This window comes from Actinoplanes sp. TFC3 (assembly GCF_001553785.1).
GTDB lineage: Bacteria > Actinomycetota > Actinomycetes > Mycobacteriales > Micromonosporaceae > Actinoplanes.
This window is the reverse complement of sequence record NZ_LOJP01000002.1, coordinates 288,714-305,803: the sequence shown is the minus strand read 5'-3', so window position 1 is coordinate 305,803 and position 17,090 is coordinate 288,714. Positions and strand designations below refer to the sequence as shown.

At 66.1% G+C, this 17,090-nt stretch carries 14 protein-coding genes; 13 read left to right on the top strand and 1 reads right to left on the bottom strand.

The window, feature by feature from the left end; all coding sequences use genetic code 11:
• Positions 1 to 847 precede the first annotated feature (847 nt).
• From TFC3_RS28405 to TFC3_RS28390, 4 genes are all read left to right on the top strand, one after another.
• The gene (locus tag TFC3_RS28405) at positions 848 to 1,705 is read left to right on the top strand and encodes a helix-turn-helix transcriptional regulator (protein WP_067508238.1); all 858 of its coding nucleotides are present in this window, start codon (positions 848 to 850) and stop codon (positions 1,703 to 1,705) included.
• Positions 1,706 to 1,719: 14 nt separating this feature from the next.
• Positions 1,720 to 1,926 (top strand): DUF397 domain-containing protein, encoded by a 207-nt coding sequence (locus tag TFC3_RS28400; RefSeq protein ID WP_067508236.1) that lies wholly within the window; start codon positions 1,720 to 1,722, stop codon positions 1,924 to 1,926.
• A 255-nt stretch (positions 1,927 to 2,181) separates the two neighbouring features.
• Positions 2,182 to 3,618, top strand: coding sequence for a UDP-glucose/GDP-mannose dehydrogenase family protein (locus tag TFC3_RS28395; protein WP_067508234.1), 1,437 nt, complete (start codon positions 2,182 to 2,184; stop codon positions 3,616 to 3,618).
• Positions 3,619 to 3,688: 70 nt separating this feature from the next.
• On the top strand, positions 3,689 to 4,450 hold the full coding sequence (locus TFC3_RS28390; RefSeq protein ID WP_067508232.1) for an L-type lectin-domain containing protein: 762 nt from the start codon (positions 3,689 to 3,691) through the stop codon (positions 4,448 to 4,450).
• A 57-nt stretch (positions 4,451 to 4,507) separates the two neighbouring features.
• Here TFC3_RS28390 and TFC3_RS28385 read toward each other — a convergent pair whose 3' ends face one another.
• Positions 4,508 to 5,692 carry a hypothetical protein gene (locus TFC3_RS28385; RefSeq protein WP_153040519.1) on the bottom strand — a complete coding sequence of 395 codons (1,185 nt, stop codon included), beginning with the start codon at positions 5,690 to 5,692 and terminating at the stop codon, positions 4,508 to 4,510.
• 532 nt (positions 5,693 to 6,224) lie between these two features.
• Between TFC3_RS28385 and TFC3_RS28380 the strand changes: the two genes are divergently transcribed.
• From TFC3_RS28380 to TFC3_RS28340, 9 genes are read left to right on the top strand one after another with little or no spacing between them, the layout of a single operon-like run.
• Entirely contained in the window at positions 6,225 to 7,694 is a 1,470-nt protein-coding gene (locus TFC3_RS28380; RefSeq protein WP_082772576.1) for a sugar transferase, read from the top strand.
• A gap of 46 nt (positions 7,695 to 7,740) precedes the next feature.
• On the top strand, positions 7,741 to 8,631 hold the full coding sequence (locus TFC3_RS28375; RefSeq protein WP_153040518.1) for a hypothetical protein: 891 nt from the start codon (positions 7,741 to 7,743) through the stop codon (positions 8,629 to 8,631).
• Positions 8,601 to 10,097 carry an O-antigen ligase gene (locus tag TFC3_RS28370; RefSeq protein ID WP_067508225.1) on the top strand — a complete coding sequence of 499 codons (1,497 nt, stop codon included), beginning with the start codon at positions 8,601 to 8,603 and terminating at the stop codon, positions 10,095 to 10,097. Before TFC3_RS28375 ends, TFC3_RS28370 begins: the two co-directional genes overlap by 31 nt.
• The gene (locus tag TFC3_RS28365) at positions 10,081 to 11,520 is read left to right on the top strand and encodes an oligosaccharide flippase family protein (RefSeq protein ID WP_067508222.1); all 1,440 of its coding nucleotides are present in this window, start codon (positions 10,081 to 10,083) and stop codon (positions 11,518 to 11,520) included. The genes TFC3_RS28370 and TFC3_RS28365 overlap by 17 nt, the downstream gene beginning before the upstream one ends.
• On the top strand, positions 11,517 to 12,575 hold the full coding sequence (locus TFC3_RS28360; RefSeq protein WP_067508220.1) for a glycosyltransferase family 4 protein: 1,059 nt from the start codon (positions 11,517 to 11,519) through the stop codon (positions 12,573 to 12,575). The genes TFC3_RS28365 and TFC3_RS28360 overlap by 4 nt, the downstream gene beginning before the upstream one ends.
• Complete coding sequence (locus TFC3_RS28355; RefSeq protein ID WP_067508218.1) at positions 12,575 to 13,711, top strand: glycosyltransferase family 4 protein; 1,137 nt, start codon at positions 12,575 to 12,577, stop codon at positions 13,709 to 13,711. The genes TFC3_RS28360 and TFC3_RS28355 overlap by 1 nt, the downstream gene beginning before the upstream one ends.
• The gene (locus TFC3_RS28350) at positions 13,698 to 14,798 is read left to right on the top strand and encodes a glycosyltransferase family 4 protein (RefSeq protein ID WP_067508216.1); all 1,101 of its coding nucleotides are present in this window, start codon (positions 13,698 to 13,700) and stop codon (positions 14,796 to 14,798) included. The genes TFC3_RS28355 and TFC3_RS28350 overlap by 14 nt, the downstream gene beginning before the upstream one ends.
• Entirely contained in the window at positions 14,795 to 15,937 is a 1,143-nt protein-coding gene (locus TFC3_RS28345; RefSeq protein ID WP_067508214.1) for a glycosyltransferase family 4 protein, read from the top strand. The genes TFC3_RS28350 and TFC3_RS28345 overlap by 4 nt, the downstream gene beginning before the upstream one ends.
• Positions 15,934 to 17,067, top strand: a complete 1,134-nt coding sequence (locus TFC3_RS28340) for a glycosyltransferase (RefSeq protein ID WP_161952693.1) — start codon at positions 15,934 to 15,936, stop codon at positions 17,065 to 17,067. Before TFC3_RS28345 ends, TFC3_RS28340 begins: the two co-directional genes overlap by 4 nt.
• The last annotated feature ends 23 nt before the right edge of the window (positions 17,068 to 17,090 follow it).

Here is a 17,090-nt window from a genome sequence, read left to right as displayed (position 1 = left end):
CGCGGCGGCGTACGGCGGGAACCCCCGCCCCCTGCCGGTCACCGCGGCGGGGCTTACCGTGCGCACTGCCACTCCGGGGGCAAGGAGGGCAGGCAGCGGCGGCAAGTAATGGCGGCAGAGCTGTTCGAGTGGTGCACGCAAACTCCCGATGTCTTGACGAAGCGCCGCCGCGTCGCAGGCAGGACGGCGCCTCGTAGGAGAAAACGCAGCACGCGGGGCTTCGGAGATCAGGCATCCGTGTGCCGATTCCACGGTTTTGATCATGTTGGTGCGGCCATCCGGACGAGCCCGGAAGAGTGACACGCCCGAAAGCCGCGGCAGCCCCCGAAACCCAGCGGCAGCCCCAAAACCTGCGGCAGCGCCCGAAAGCCGCAGCAGCCCCCGAAAGCCGGTCCTACCGTCTCCGAGACCCCCTCGGAAACCACCCGAGGAATCGCGCCCAAAGGTCAGGCGGCAACCCGTCACCGCTGTCCGCGGCATCCTGCACAGCCTGTGCGTGATATTGCGCCATGTACACGGCCAGCGTCGTCGGGTACCCCGCGAAGTCCGCTGCGATCTGTTGTTGGGCCTGCTCACAGGGCCATTCGAAGCCGCAGACGGAGCAGTTCCACTTCGGCCTTTGCGGCTGGTGCGCGGTCACCGCCGGCCGCCACCGCGGTGCTGTTCTGACATCTGGTCATCCCTCTCTCTTGTGCACCCCACCATGCCGGGGGGTACAGTCGACACCTAGGCATGCGACAACCCCCACGGGTAAGGATGCATGAATTCCGGATGCGACTGCAAAGTAGGCAACCAGATGGCAGATCACCGCCGCGGAGTCGAGATCATGAAGGGAGAAGGGGAAGGGATGCGGCCAGGAAAGCAGGCCCCCACCGCCCGGCTCCGCAGGCTGGCTGCGGAATTGCGACGATTGCGCGCCGAGTCCGGGCAGACCCGCGAAACCATCGAAGAGAAAACCCGGATCAACACCGCAACCCTTTATCGAATCGAAAGCGCACGGGTACGCCCACAGAAGCGCACCCTGCTCGCCCTGCTCGATCTCTACGGCGTCGACGATGCCGCCGAACGAGAACGGCTGGTCGGGCTGTCGCGTGATTCCCGCCAGCTCGACTGGCTGCAGCACTACGGCCCCAACCTGCCGCAGACCTATCAGACGTACATCAGCTTCGAGTCCGAGGCGAACCGCCTGCAGGACTTCGAATGCTCGTACGTTCCCGGGCTGCTGCAGACCGAGGCGTACACCCGCGAGGTGATCCACAGCCTGCGGCCCACCGAACCCGTGGACGGCATCGAGCAACGCATCAAGGTGCTGTCCCGGCGTCAGGAGGCCCTGCACAGCAACGTCGAGCTCAGCCTCTGGGCGATCATCGACGAAGCGGCGATCCGGCGGACCGTGGGCGGCCCGCACGTGATGCGGGAACAGCTGGAATACCTGGTCGAGGTGGCCGGCGCGCCCTCGGTGACGCTCCAGGTGCTGCCGTACAACGCCGGGGCCCATCCCGGCATGCCGGGCGCGTTCGTGCTCATGGAGTTCCCGCACGACGACCCGGCGCTGGTCTACACCGAAACCACCATGGGCGATCTGCTCCTCGAGGGCCAGGCGGACGTCGAGCGTTACCGCCTGATCTTTCAGCGCCTGGTGGCCCAGTCCCTGAGCCCGGCGGACACCGCCGCGCTCATCAAGAAGACGGCACAGGTCGTCTGACGAAAGGAAGCACGATGGAATTCAGCAACGCACAGTGGAAGAAGAGCTCCCGCAGCACCGGCGACAGCAACTGTGTCGAGGTCGCCACCGGCCTGGCCGACGGCGCGGTCGCCGTCCGCGACACCAAGGACCGCGAGGGCGGCACCCTGCTGTTCACCCGCGGCGAGTGGGAGGCGTTCCTCGGCGGCGCCAAGGACGGCGAGTTCGACCTGCCCAACTAGCGCAGTGAGTTGACCCTCGGCCCGTAACGCTGCGACGGCGTTACGGGCCGAGTGCGGTTCGGTTTGTTGACCTTTCGGTCAGTCCGGCTCATCCGTTCGGGCCGAGCCTTACCGCAGATGGTTGACCTCCAGCTCAATTCATTGCTACCGGCGTTACTGGTTCGTTCACGTCATCGGAAGCAAGGGCTCCGGCCGCTCAGGCAGCTGGGATCCTCGGCCGCTGTCTGCAACAGCTTCTATGGCACAAGGACGACCATGACGATTCCGTACGGAGCCGGTGACCTGAGGCCCGGCTTTCCTCCGGTGGCGATGCCTTCCGGGGCTCAACGACCACGACTCACATTCTTGGGTACCGGCTACTTAGGCGCGACCTACGCCATTTGCTTCGCCGAGCTGGGTTACGAAGTAATCGGCTTTGACGTCGATGAGGCCAAGATCGACCTGCTGTCGAGCGGATCGGTTCCTTTCCATGAGCCCGGCTTGGAGAAGCTGCTCCGAGACAACCTCGCAGCGGGAAGGCTTCGCTTCACCACGAGCTACGCGGACACCGCGGAGTTCGGGGACGTGCACTTCATCTGCGTCGGGACGCCGCAGCGGCAAGGTGGCATGGGCGCTGATCTGTCGCATGTCGAGTCTGCCGTGACGAACCTTGCCGAACACCTCACCCGACGTTCGTTGATCGTCGGGAAGTCAACGGTTCCAGTCGGAACGGCGGAGTGGGTTGAGCACCTCGTCTCCGAACGGGTCGCCCCCGAACTCGGCGTTGAGGTGGCGTGGTCGCCTGAGTTTCTGCAAGAAGGCTTCGCGGTGGAGGACGTGCTACGGCCGAATCGGATCGTCGTCGGTGTCAAGACGCAATGGGCAAATTCCATGCTCTACGAGGCTCACAAGGGCGTCTTTGACCTGGCAGTTACCGAGGACCGTGATGTTCCCCTGCTCGTGACCGACTTCGCCACCGCGGAGTTGGTCAAAGTCGCCGCTAACGCCTTTCTTGCCACCAAGATCTCCTTCATCAACGCCATGGCGGAGGTTTGCGAAGTGGCGGGCGGCGACGTTGTGCAGCTTGCCCGGGCCATCGGTTACGACCCACGGATCGGTAGCCGATTTCTGCAGGCCGGCGTGGGTTTCGGCGGTGGATGCCTGCCCAAGGACATCAGAGCTTTCCAGGCGCGTGCTCAGGAGTTGGGTGCCGGTGAGGCGGTGCGTTTCCTGCACGAGGTGGATTTGATCAACACGCGGCGGCGCGCGAGGGTTTTGCAGCTGGCCGCAGAGATGTTGGATCGGCCTGCTGGACCAGCGGGTCCAGACCTATCCGGCATGCAGATCGCCGTGCTCGGAGCCACCTTCAAGCCCAACTCGGATGACATCAGAGACGCGCCCGCCTTGGCCATCGCTGCAGCGCTCGCGAATGCTGGTGCGGAGGTTCGGGTCTACGACCCGGAAGGCGGGGAGAACGCCAAGCGAGCTCAGCCCTCACTGGGGCACGTGAAATCCATGGACGACGCCGTCTACGCCGCCGATCTGGTCTGTGTTCTGACCGAGTGGGCGGAGTTCCGTAATGCGGATCCCGTCAAGCTGGCCGGCATGGTGACGCGACGGAATGTCATTGACGGACGGAATTGTTTGCCCATGTCCGCTTGGTCCGCAGCCGGCTGGCGGTATCGGGGCATGGGGCGCGCGGCGTCCGCATAGGCGAAGCACAAAGACCTTTTCACTCGGAAACGTCCGAGATCAAAGTGTTCCACACCAACAGGAGTGAACGTTGAGCCGAAAAATTCGCTTCACCCGGAAGGCTGTTGCCGCGACGGCCGCCGTCGTCGCCGTAGCCATGGGCGGCACGACCACGGCAGCCCAGGCGGCGGTTTCTGTCAAAGTTATCGATTACCCGAACTTCGACAGCGGCCCGGACCTGTCGCTGCGGGGTGTTGCGTCGCTGGTGAAGCCGGCCAACAAGCCGACGGTTCTCAGGCTTGTGAAGAACAAGAACCACACGACCGGCGCAGCGTGGGCAGCTCCCAAGATCAATCCAACAAAGCCGTTCGTTGCTTCATTCGTCGCGCTGAGCCAGGGCGGTGCGGTCCACGGCGATGGGATCGCTTTCGTCTTCCAGGGTGCCGGTAACAAGGCGCTCGGATGGGACGGCGGCGGCATGGGCTACAGCGGGATCAAACCCAGCCTCGCGGTCGAATTCGACACCTACAAGAACCCGTACGACATCAACGCCAACCACGTCGCGATTGTGACCGGCGGCAACGCCGAGGTGCAGACCGTCTCGGCGACCGCTCCGGTGAACCTGGTCGGCAAGGAGTACCGCGGAACCGTCATCTACGACCCCGCGACCAAGAACCTCCGGGTCTTCGTCAGCGCAGCCTCGGTTGCCGGCTATGGCACACAGGTCATCAACCGGACCATCGATCTGGCGAAGGCCGTCGGCACAGGGCCGGTCAACGTTGGCTTCACCTCGGCTAACGGCACGCACTACGGAGTCCAGGACATCATCAGCTGGACGATGGTCGCGGGCTGACGAAGCTGTGTCGCTAGCGTCTCAGCGTCGAGGCGCTAGCGACACATCGCGTTCGGGTCAACGGAGCGTCACGTTAGCCGGGTCGCTCATGAGCACAGAAGCGACCGTCCAGCCGAAGGCAGCTCGAAGCCGGTCACCATCACCGCTGGCGTAAGCCTTCATGTACATGTTCGCCTGGCCCTCAAGGTAAGGCTGGAGATCCGCTCGGCCACCGAGGTTGGCCATGACCGACCATGCTCCGGTATCGAACGGGAACAGGCGACCCATCTGCGGACGGCGAGTACCACCGCTGGTGTCCAGGAAGTAGGTGGCCTTACTGATACGACTGTCCATCTGATTGGCGAGCACGTTGAGGTAGCCACGCACTCGCACGTCGCCATTCATGAGGTACAGGACCGACAGGTGGTCCATCTGCACCATCGTGTATTCCGGATCCCAGCCGACCTTGCCGGAGCCTTCCTCGGTGAAGTAGCCCGAGCTGTCGAGCCCGTCGGTACGAACGCCGCGCGTCGTGTAGACAAGGCCTCGCCCCGGCCAGCGACTCTGAGGCGGCGACACTGCGAAGGTGATGGCCGTCTCGTAGGCCTTGGAGTACTTGGCATTACCGGTAAGCCGATAAGCCAACGCCATCGTCAGGGCGTTGCCGATAGTGATGTTGCCGTTGGTGTACCAGGCAAGGTTGCCGTTGGCAATCAAGAAGTCCGCGGCCTTGGCGACCGCGGCCGACCAATCGCCGTACTTAGCCGCATCCATAGAAGGCTTCAGCAACAGCGCTGAGACTCCCAGTGTGTTGGCGAAGAACATCGTGTCGATGTCCGATCCCGCCGGCGTGGTTCCAAACGATCCGTTCGTTTGGCGGTGTGTGCGCAGCTCCGCATCGAGGATGGTCTCCGCCTCCGCACGGCGAACCGGATCCTGTGTCAAGGCCGAGACGGACGCGAGGGCGAGTGCAGGCCCAGCGTCGCATCGCCAGCATGCGCCGGAGTCGTTCCAAGTGCCCGGCTGGACACCGACCGGAGCCTTCGCACGCATGGTCTTCATCGTTGAGTCGACGAAGTTGACCATGCGGAGGTCGCTCGCGGAGAGAACCGTGGCAGCCTTCGCCGTCACTGCAGTTTTGGGCTTGGCTTTGGTCTTCGCCTTGGTGGCGGCCTGAGCCAGCGACGGCTGGGACAAGGTGATCGAAAGAGCCAATGCTGCAACGAGGCACGCTTTAGTCTTGCCGGCCGTCTTATTCCACATTTTAGAGCACCAATCTTTCCCCTCGATTGTTACGTCTGGAGAGATCGGCGCCGGCTCAAGGCGACTTAGTCGTGAACGTTGTATTTGGGTTGCCGCAGCGTAGTCGCCTGGTTTGGTCGGATAAATTGAGTTCCTAAAGCAGGCCTGCAACGTTTCTGTCACCCACGTGCAATCTTCGAATATCTCCTGGCGGCCTTGCGTTGCAAAGTGGTAGCGGCGCTGCAGTGACCGATTGCGCTGTCCGGCGTTGAATCTCCGGCGGAGGATGAGTAGGCCTCCCAGCGGAGGAACGCAATTCACATTCACGTATGGCGGTCATACTGATCCGCTGGTAGCACCAAAGCGGGTGCTTGCAGGGCGGATGCAGCCGGAGCCGGTAGTTGTGGGCCGAACCGTCACAATGAATCGGCCGCACGGCTTCACTCGAAGGAAGTCTCGCATTCTTCCTGGACGCGGGGCTTCCGGTAGCCTTCGTTTGGATTTATTCGTGGGCATTTAAGCAACTACTATTCGCCTAAGAGTAGAAGCGCATATGAACGAGCTCAAGATCAAGCCGGGATTGTCCTCGACGCGTGGCGATATGCACTCGGGTCAGGAGGGACCGCCAACTCCGTATTCTTCGGCTGCGGAGGAAGTCAAAGTCTTCCCGGATGAGGCGCGTCGGTCACCTCTCGCCAGATTCACCACCGGTGTCACGGCCGGCAAGGCCCTCATGGTCGGCGACGTCGTCGTCGCCATCTGCTTCGCGATCTGGTGGGAGCAGTGGACCTGGCCGTTGCTGGTCGGCTGGCTGATGACCGTGATGTCGTACGCGTCCGCCGGTCTCTACCGGCCGCGGCTGCACTTGGCCCTGCTGGACCAGCTCCCGCAGCTGATGAGCCAGTTCTTCATCGCCATGACCGTCGCCCTGACCGTCCCCGCGTTGTTCGGGGTGCCCTTGGAGCTACGGCGGCATGCGGCCGGTGCGGCTCTCATGATCACCGCGATGCTGGTCATCCGCGGTGCGATCTTCGCAGTCATCAGGGTCGGCCGCGGCGCCGGCTCGGTGGCACATCCCACGCTCATCGTCGGCAACGGCCAGCGCGCGCAGAAAGTGGTCGACGTGCTCAGCCGGCACCGGACGTATGGGCTGAACGTGCTCGGCTACGTCGCCGACCGGCCAACCAGCGATGAGCCGGAAGGCGCGTGGAAATACCTTGGCGACTTCGACGAACTCGCCGACGCCGTGCGAGCCAACCACATCGAGATCCTGATTCTCGATGAGACGTCTTCGCATCGCCGTGGCCTGGTCGAGGGCTTGCGCCGGGGTGCGAGCGCTCCCACCACCTTCGTGCTCACCCAGGGCTGGGACCGCATTCCCGGTACGACCGGCGACCATATCGGCGGGGTGCCGATCATGCGAGTCAGCCGTGGCTGGAGTCTGGGACAGCAACTCGGTAAGCGCCTGTTCGACATGTTCATGGCCACGATCAGCCTGGTGCTCCTGGCTCCGCTGATGATCGCGATCACGCTCGTCATCGTCGCCGAGGACGGTCACGGACCGCTGTTCCGCCAGGTACGGGTGGGACGCAACGGAAAGCTCTTCACCATGTACAAGTTCCGGTCCATGCGGCCGGTTGAGGTGTCCAACTCCGATACGGCGTGGTCGGGCGACAGCGAGGCCCGCATCGGCCGGATCGGCAAGTTCATCCGCGCCACGTCGATCGATGAGCTTCCGCAGCTTTTCAACATCTTGCGCGGCGACATGACCTTCGTCGGCCCACGGCCCGAACGGCCGCACTACGTGAGCAAGTTCAGCGCCATGTTCCCGGAGTACGAATCGCGCCACCGGATGACCGTCGGGCTGACCGGTTTGGCGCAGGTCAGCGGGCTGCGCGGCGACACGTCGATCGACGACCGGGTTCGGCACGACAACTACTACATCGACCACTGGAGTTTGTGGTTCGACATCAAGGTCCTGATCTGGACCTTGGGACAAGCATTCGGCGCTCGAGGAAGCTGACCCCACCGGACGGGGTGAGCCAACGGAAACGGTGGAGAGAAGGCGCATGACGACACAAATGCTGCAGCGAGGCCCGGCCAGGAATGAGTACCTCGGGGAGCCTGAGGTTCTGGCCAGACCGCAGATCATCTGGCGAGCCCGTTTCTCCATCCTCGGGGTTGCCGTCCTGATCGCCGCTGCGACGTGGGCGGCCAGCGCCTTCCTGCCCGGGACCTATTCGGCTTCCAGCGACGTCCTGGTCGCCAACACCTCGTCGTTGGCCAGCGTTGATGCCGTTGACGGCGCGAACGGCCTGGCGACCCAGTACGCGCAGTTCGCCGGCACGCCGGTGGTGATGGAGGACGCGGCCAAGCGGGCCGGCGTGCCGGTCGGGGTGATCTCGTCGGGCACGCTGGTGACCACGGTCGCCAACACCAACATCATCCGCGTCACCGTGACGGCCGACTCGGGCGCAGCGGCCAGCAGGAACGCCCTCGCGTTGGGTGAGGCCCTGGTCGACCAGGCTAAAAAGTCCATGAGCTCCGCGGCCGAAGCCGACCCCGATCAGCTCAAGGAAATCGACAAGCTACTGACGCAGGCCAAGTCCGACGTCGTACGGTTGACCGAGCAGTTGTCAGACGCCAAATCGGGTTCCACCCGGGCCGCGAGCATCAACACGTCTCTGAACAACTCCCAGCAGCAGGTCTTGGCGCTGACGTTGAAGAGGCTCGACATCGTCACTCAGGCCCGGCGGGACGCGGGTGGCCGAGGTGTCGTGCTGTCGTTGCTGACGACGCAGCCGTCGGCCGGCAAGGTGTCGCCGCGACCACTGCTGTACTCGACGGTGGCGCTCATCGTGACCCTGGTGATCATGACCGAGCTTGCCGTGATCAGCGAACGGCGCCGCAACCCGGTCGGCCGGCGCCGGTGGAACGACAGCTCGATGGCCGGACGGTGATGCTGGCCCGGGTTGTCCTGCTGACGTACCGGAACAGGACGGTCGACCTATCGAAGCTGGAACCCAAGCAGATCGGCGTTCTGGTCCTGGCGGCACCGTTCGTCCTGCTGGGCGCCTCGGGCTGGACCGAGCAACTGCTGTTCACCACCCCGTCTCCGACGAAGTACCTGCTGACCGTCATCACCCCGATCATCGCGGCCATCGTGGCGCTCGCCCCGAGTCCGTTCCTGGTGTTCGTCGGGGCAGCGGTCTTCGTCGCGCCGGCAGCGACGCTCAACGTGAGCTTCTTCGGCGTCAGCTTCCAGGCACTGGTCGTGGCGTGCCTGCTGGCCGGCATCCCGCTGCTGCTCGGCTTGACCAAGCCGGTGGGCAAGTCCGCCCTGAGCGCCGTGCTGCCGTACATGCTTGTGCTTGCGGCTATTCCGGCCGCTCGTGGCTCGAACGTCTGGGAACCGGTCAGCATCGGTTTGTATGCAGCCGCTGTTGTTTTTCTCTGCGCCCGCGCGATCAAACAGCACGGTGGGCTGCTGGTGGTGCTGTGCAGCAGCCTCACTTCGCTGTTGCTGCAGGCGGCGCTCGCGATCTGGGAATTCCAGACCCGCAGCGAGTTCGACGTCTACACCGGGACCATTCGCAGTACGTCGGACTACTTCTTCGACTTCCAGAGCCAGCCGCGCCCGACCGGCACCTACAGCGATCCCATCTCCTTGGGCACCGCGCTCGTCGCCGCCATCCCGGTGGGGATCGCCGCCGTCTACATCCTGCTGCAGCGGGGGAAGCGCCTCGCCGCGACCGGAGTAGTTGTCGCGCTCGCGGTCATCGGCGTCGGACTGGCGCTGTCGCTGTCCCGGATGGCCTCGCTGGGCGCCCTCGCCTCGCTGGTAGCCATCGTGCTCTTCGCTCCTCGCGGCGCACGCGGGCGGATGGCGGCGATGTCGGGCGGCCTGCTGGCAGTTCTGCTGCTCGGCGCCATCACGTTGGGCGGGCCGTCCCTGCTCGAACGCGCGTCCTCGGTGTCGGACCCGACCGCTCGGGGCGTCGTCACCGCCGATGGCGACCGCGACCGTGAATTTCTGTGGAACCTTGCCCTCGAGACGGGTCTCGAACATCCGGTCACCGGTGTCGGAGTCGGCAACTTGAACAAGGTGCTGCTGGCCCACGCTCCCGGAAGTAGCGCGAGTACCCACGCGCACTCCGTGTACCTGCAGATCTTCTCCGAGTCCGGCGTGCTGGGCATCGGAGCGCTCGCCCTGTTGCTCGGTGCCGTGGGCATGGACCTGCGCAGGGCCCGGGCCCGCGCACCGGTGCTGACGGCCGGGCTTGCTGGTGCGGTGGTTGCCCTGTGCATCGCCGCGGTGACCGATGTCGTGACGATCAGATATGTAGCCGTGGCCACCACCATCGCCCCCATTCTGGGGCTGGTCGTGGGCCTGGCGGGTCAGGATGCTGATGACCGCAGTCGCTGAGAACGCCGGCAAGCTGGCCAACTCCGTGGGCCTCATGATGGTCCGCAAAGTCCTCGGATCGGTGCTGTCCGCACTGTCGTCCGTCATGGTGGTGCGTTCACTGTCGCCTGACCACTTCGGTCAGTACGCGGCCGGGCTGGCTGCCTTCTATCTGCTGATGGCGCTTACCGAGTTTGGCTTCGGCGAGGTTCTGGGCCGATCGCTGGGCCGGTCCGAAGGCGGCGCGTCGGTGCTGGGACGTCTGGTTCTGCGCGTGAACCTCCTCTGGTCGGCTGGCGTTGCGGTGGCCGGTGTCGTGGTGGCCGGTTTCTTCGCGTACGGCACCATCCGCAGCAGCACGCTGCTGGTCATGACGCCGGCGCTCGCCCTCGCCGGGACCAGTGCTCTGCGCCAGTTCTTCTACGCCCGCCACCAGGTGGGTCGCATGGCGGCTATCGACCTGTCGACGTCCGTGGCGTCGACGGTCGTCATTGTGGCTCTGGCCGTACTGGATGCGCCGGCCGTATCGATGGCTGCCGCGGCGTCCGCAGCGGCGGCGGCGAACAGCCTGTTGGTCTGGCGGGCCGCCCGGCACTGGCTGGTAATCGATGGCGATCCAGATCAGGACATCGGGCGTCCGAGCGCAGAAGTCCTGTTCCGCGAGTCATATCCCATCGGGGTCGCGTCGTTCCTGGCCACCGCCTATGTTTCCATCGACGTCGTCATCCTGTCCGGTCTGTTCACGGCGGACGTGGTGGGCCAGTACGCGAGCGCCGTGAAGGTGCTCAGCATCCTCACCATCTTCCCGGGCCTCGTGATGTCCGTCGCGCTGCCTCAACTGTCAGCCGACTGGGAGGACGTCAGCCGCTTCGGTGACCTGCTGGCCCGGATGTGGCACTGGTTCATGAGCCTGGTGATGCCCGGCTTGGTCATCGTTGCCGCGAACGCCACCGGGGTCATGACGCTGCTGTTCGGTGACGCGTATGCCCCGGCCGGTTCTTACCTGCGCATCCTGATGCTCGCCGGGTTCGTGTCGATGTTCTGCCAACTGCTCGGTGTCGTCATCGTGGCGGCGGCCCGCGCGAAGTGGCTGATCGTCCAGAACGTCATCGCGCTGGTCATCAACGTCGGTGGCAACCTGGTGATCGCACCTCGCTTCGGCATCGAGTCGTCGGCCTGGCTGACGGTGCTCACCGAAATCATCGTCTGCGGCGGCTCGTGGCTGGTCCTGCGCGACCGGATCCCGTACGGCGCCCTGCTGAAGGTCAGCCTGCTGCCTGTCGTTGCCGCGGCTGCCGCAGTGGCCGCGGGTCTGGCTTTCACCTCCGAGCCGCTGATTTCCCTGCCGCTTTCCGGAGTCGTCTTCGTGGTCGTGCTGACCCTCGTGCGCGGGTGGCCGTCGGAGCTGGTCCGGATGCTTCCTCGATCGGTGAAGGCGACATGAAGGTAGTCCTGGCAACTGACGCGTGTACCGCCGGCGGTGTCGGCCGGCATCTGCGAGACCTTGCTGACGGCCTGCTGCTGCACGACGTCGACGTGGAGTTCGCCGCTCCGCGGGGATCCAAGATCGGTCAGGTCGCGGCCGAGTTGGGCCTGCACTACAAGCCGTTCGAGGACGGCCTGACGAAGGCCGACGTGTGGCACCTGCATCTGGCCGACACGTACCACCGCCACTCGGTCCGGCTTCTCGCCAAGGCGCGTGTCCTGAGCGGCCGTGTCGTGGTGACCGAACACTTGCCACGAAGCAACGCCTCGGACTCGAACCTCAGTTCCGATCTCCGTACACCCGGAGCGGCCCTGGCCAAGACGGCGTTCAAGAGGGTTCAGCTCGGCTTGGCGCACTCGGTCATCGCGGTCAGCGCGGCGTCCCGGCGTTTCCTGATCGACCGGTACGGCCTGTCCCCGGCCCGCGTCGTCAGCATCCACAACGGCGTCGACCTGGCGCGTTACCGCACGCCGGCCGCGGACGGGGGGATTCCCCGGCAGCCGTCCGTGGTGGCCGTCGGTTCGCTGATCCGCCAGAAGGGACACGACGTCTTGATCGAAGCCTCGGCGTCGGCCCGGGAGGAGTGGAACGTCATCGTCGCCGGCACCGGACCGCAGCACAGCGACCTCGAAAAACTCGCCGCGAAGACCGCCCCCGGACGAGTCCGGTTCGCCGGATGGGTGGACGACATCCCCGCCCTCATGCGTCAAGCCTCGGTCGTGTGCCTGCCGTCGCGCTGGGAGTCCTTCGCATACGTACCCCTGGAAGCGATGGCAATGGGTCTTCCGGTGGTGGCGAGCCGGGTCGACGGCGTCGATGAGGCGGTCGCGCACGAGCGGTCCGGGTTGCTGGTCGAACCGGACAACCCGCAGGCCTTGGCCGCGGCGATCGATCGGGTGGTCGAGGACGCTGAGCTGAGCCGGGTCATGTCCCGTAACGCGCGGCACGACGTCACCGACTTCGACGTGGCGCTCATGGTCGGCAAGACCCTCAATCACTATCGGAGCCTGTAATGACATCGGTGGTGCACCTGACTCCCGCCACGTTCGGTCCGGACGGATTGTTCGGTGGCGGAGAGCGATACCCGACCGAACTAGCCAAGGCGATGTCCGAACGGGTGCCGACGAAACTTGTCGGCTTCGGGCCGGAACGGCGCTCGACCACGATGGGCAACCTCGCGGTGGAGATCCTGCCGATCCGGCACCGGTGGAAGGGCTCGGAGGTCAACCCGCTGCACGAGCAGTTGCTCCGGGTCATCGGCCGGCCGGCTGCGCTGCACCTGCACCAGTGGGAGAGCGTCACGAGCAACGTCGCGCTCGCATACGGGCGAGCCGTCGGCGCCCGCGTCTACGCCACGGACCACGGCGGTTCCGGCAAGAACTACTGGCGCCGGCTGCGGCTGCACCGCCTGCTTGAAGGGTTCCTGCCGGTCAGCGAGTTCTCCGGCTCCTTCTACCCGCAGCTCGCCGGCCGGACGTCGGTCATCTACGGCGGGGTCGACGCGAGCCGGTTCACCCCGGGGGACGGGCCACGGACGTGCGACGTGACGTTCGTGGGCCGGTTGCTGCCGCACAAGGGCGTGGCCGAGCTGCTGGAAGCCGTGCCGGAAGCCATGTCGGTGCACGTGGTCGGGCGCGCGTACGACTCGCAGTACCGCGAGCGGCTCCGGAAACTGGCCGAGGGGCGCCGGGTGACGTTCGACGAGAACGCCGACGATGCCGCGGTCATCCGGGCGTACCAGAACAGCAAGGTCGTGGTGTTGCCGTCGCGCGACAACGCGGCCATCGCCGCCGGTCGCAAGGTCAAGACCGAGCTCCTCGGCCTGACGCTGCTCGAAGCGATGTCCTGTGGCACACCGGTCGTCTGCACCGACATCGGCGGCATGCCGGAAGTGATCCGCGAGGGCATCACCGGGCGGGTGGCCGCCGTGGGCGATGCCGAGGGACTGCGGCGGGCAGTGGTGGACGTCGCAGCGGCGGACCAGGCCCGATGGCTGGAGCTGTCCCGCGCGGCCCGGCAGCACGTCGAGGACAACTTCACCTGGCGACGTGTCGCGGAAAAGTGCCTGCGGGCGTACGGGATCGTCCCCGGCGTCCACCGGCAGCTCCGGCGGTCGATCGCAGCGGGGAGCCAGCATGAAGCGGCCTGACGTTCTCGTGGTGCGGCCGACCGACGGCGGGGTCGCGCACGTCTCCGCGAAAATGGTCAAGGAATTCCGGGGCCAGTCCCGCGACGTCATCGACGTCGCTCTCAAGGAGACGGCAGCTCCGGCGTGGACCGGAATGCTGGCCGCCCTGCGGAGGGCGGGGCAGATCCGGCGCGCTCGGGTCGTCCATCTGGAACTCGGCCGCACGACGGCCGCACCGTTCTGGTTCGGAGTGGTCGCCGTCACCGTCCGCCGGGACGTCGTCATCGTCGCCCACGACGCGCCCACGCTCGTCGACGCGCCCGGCGCCGCAGTGATGCCGGTCCAGCGGGGTTGGCGGGACGCGGTCGCGCACAAGATCTTCGCGCCGCTGCTCAACCGGCCCGTCCTGCGGTACGTCCGCCGCCGCGCCGGCGCGCTCGCGGTGCTGAGCGATGAGGCGGTCCGCCGGTGCACCGGCTATGGATTCGGTCGGATCGGCCTGATCAATCACGGCGCCGACGCACCGTTGCAGGGTCCGTTGCCGTCGGCGTCCAAAACCGTGCTGTTCGGCGGATTCCTCAGCCCGGCCAAGGGTTTGGACGACCTGCTCGAGATGTGGCGTGCCCTGGGTCCCAGCACGGATTACCGGTTGGTCATCGCCGGCTTGGCTTCGCGGCAGCACGCCGACTGGTTGGCGCGCCTGCAACGGGACAGCGCCGAGATGACCAATCCTCCGCAGTGGCTCGGCTACCTCGACGACGACGAATTCAACAACCTGACCGCGGCGGCGGCGGTGGTCGTGCTGCCGTACCGCTCGTCCAACCCGAGCAGTGGCATCCTCGTCCGGGCCATGGTGCAGGGCCGCGCGATCGTGGCGAGCCGGGTCACGGCGATGGAGTCCCTGATCGAGGACGGCGTCACGGGCCGGCTGGTCGAGGTCGGTGACATCGCGGCGCTGACCCGAGAAGTGGGCGCGCTGCTACGTGACCCCGCGGAACGGGACCGGATCGGTGCCGCAGCCGCCGGCGTGGCCGCTGCCCGCCACACCTGGAAACGCCAGGCCGGTGACCTGGACCGCGTCTACGCCGTGTCCGGGAGGAAGGCATGAAGATCGCTGTGCTGCACAACCTGACAAACGGCGGCGCCCATCGGCGGCTCATGGAACAGGTGACCGCCTTCGACGCCGACGTCGTCGAGTTCACCACGTCGCATGCCGTACCGGTGACGGCACGTCCGTACATCGCGCAGCTCACGGTGACCGCGCCGAAGCTGCCGGCGGTGCTCCGGCCGCCGCAGCGCCTGCTCGACCTGCGCCAGTTGCAGGCCACCTGGCTCGAACTCGGGGCACTCGCCGATCAGAGCGAAGCCGATGTCATCTTCGCCAACCCGGACTCGTTGCTGCGGGGTGCCGTGAGCATCGGTCGCCGGAACGCTCCCGTCATCCGGTACTGCGACGAGCCGCGCCGCATCGACTACGAACCGGCGCTGATGGACAGCCTGAATCCGCGTACCCGGGCGCTGTACGCGGGCCTGCGCCGCAGGGAGCGCCGCGTCGACCGCAGCGCCATGGCCGACGCCGACGCCGTCGCGACGAATTCCCGTTATACGGCGTCACGGATTCTCGCCGCGTACGGTCTGACCGCCGAGGTCCTGCCCTGCGGGGCGCCGGCCCGGATGACGCCCGCGGACACCACTCCGGCGCATCTGCTGTCCGTCGGTTCCCTGATCCGCAGCAAGGGGCACGACTTGGTTATCGAGGCAGCCGGCCGGAGCGGCTTGAATTTGCCCGTCGTGGTCGTTGCGTATCACCCCGACCGGTCCGAGGAGCAGCGATTGCATTCGCTCGCCAGCACCATGGGAGTACGGCTGTCTGTCCGTACGGGAATCAGCGACGACGAACTGATCGACCTTTATCGGAAGGCTTTCGCCACGCTGTATCTGGCCACGGCCGAACCTCTGGGGCTCGTCAGTATTGAGGCGCAGGCGTGTGGAAGTCCCGTCATCGTCTCCCATGAGGGAGGCTTGCCGGAGACGGTCGCTGCGGACGTGACCGGCTTCGTCGTTCCGCGCGAGGCCGCAGCCGCCGCCACAGCGTTGATCAGACTTTCCCGCGATGACCAGCGGGCGAAGATGTCGCGCGCAGCCGCGGCGTCGTTGAACGGGCATCGATGGGACAAGTCCGCGTCCGGCCTGCTCGACATGGCCAACCGGCTCCTCGGCCGTACCCGGGTGGAGGCCGGCGCGTGAAACGTCTCGTCATGCTCGCCAAGAGCCCGTGGAACCCGGCGATCCGTCGCGAACACGCGCTGGCGCAGCAGGCCCGGGCCCACGGTCTGCTCGTCGACTACATCGAGGCTCCGGCGGACATCCGGCAGCTCGGCGGCAACAGCCGGTCGTGGCTCACCAACTTGTGGAAGGCGCCGAATCAGCGCGGCATTTTGCACCCGCGCTCGACGCTTGTGCCGGGCCATCGAAGCCCATTGGCAGCGTCGGTCGACAACCAGCTTCTTGGACGAACCGTACGAGCGTTGTGCGCCGATGCGGATCCGCGGGACGTTGCCGTCGTCGTCAACGTGCCGTGGCAGTGGGAAGCGACCGCGGGTGTTCCGTGCCGGCGCGTGTTCGACGCCGCCGACGACTGGAACCGCCTGCTCAACGGTCGGCGACCGCACGTCGGCAGGTTGTACCAGCAGATCGCCGACGAGGCCGATGCGGTCATCGTGGCGAACGAGCACCTCGCCGAGCTGTTCCCGGGCCGGCAGGTGGACTTTGTACCGAACGGCACCCAAGCCGACCTGGTCGACGGCGCGGCGGCCCACAAGCCGGGAATGCGCCGCATGGTCTACGTGGGAACTTTCTCCGAACGCTTCGACGTCGACCTGGTCAGCAACGTGCTGACGCTGCTGCCGGATTGGACGCTCGACCTGTTCGGGGAGTGCCGGTACGCGGGTTACGGCGATCAACCGGCGCCTGAGTTCGCCCAGTTGCTGGAGAACTTCGGGCCCCGCGTCTCCTGGAACGGCGTGCTGCAGCGCTCGGATCTGGGCGCTTTGCTGAACAACGCCAGCGTCGCGCTCGTGCCGCACCGGGCGCAATTCTGCCACGGTCAATCTTCGATGAAATTCCTCGATTACGCCGCCCGTGGTTGCCCGGTGGTGAGCACCCGCTGGGAGGCCGACCTCGACCGGCAGGCCCCGCCCGGCGTCTGGTTCGCCGATGCAGCGTCCGCGTTCGCCGAGGCGGTGTGCGAGGCCGACGACATCGACGCGGTCACCACGGAATCAGCGATTGCCTGGGCGCGGGCCCAGACCTGGGACCAGCGCTGGCCGCTGTGGGCCGGCGCCGTGTTCGGCGCCCCCGCCACCTCGACCCCCTGACCCCCAACCCCTGGAGCACCATG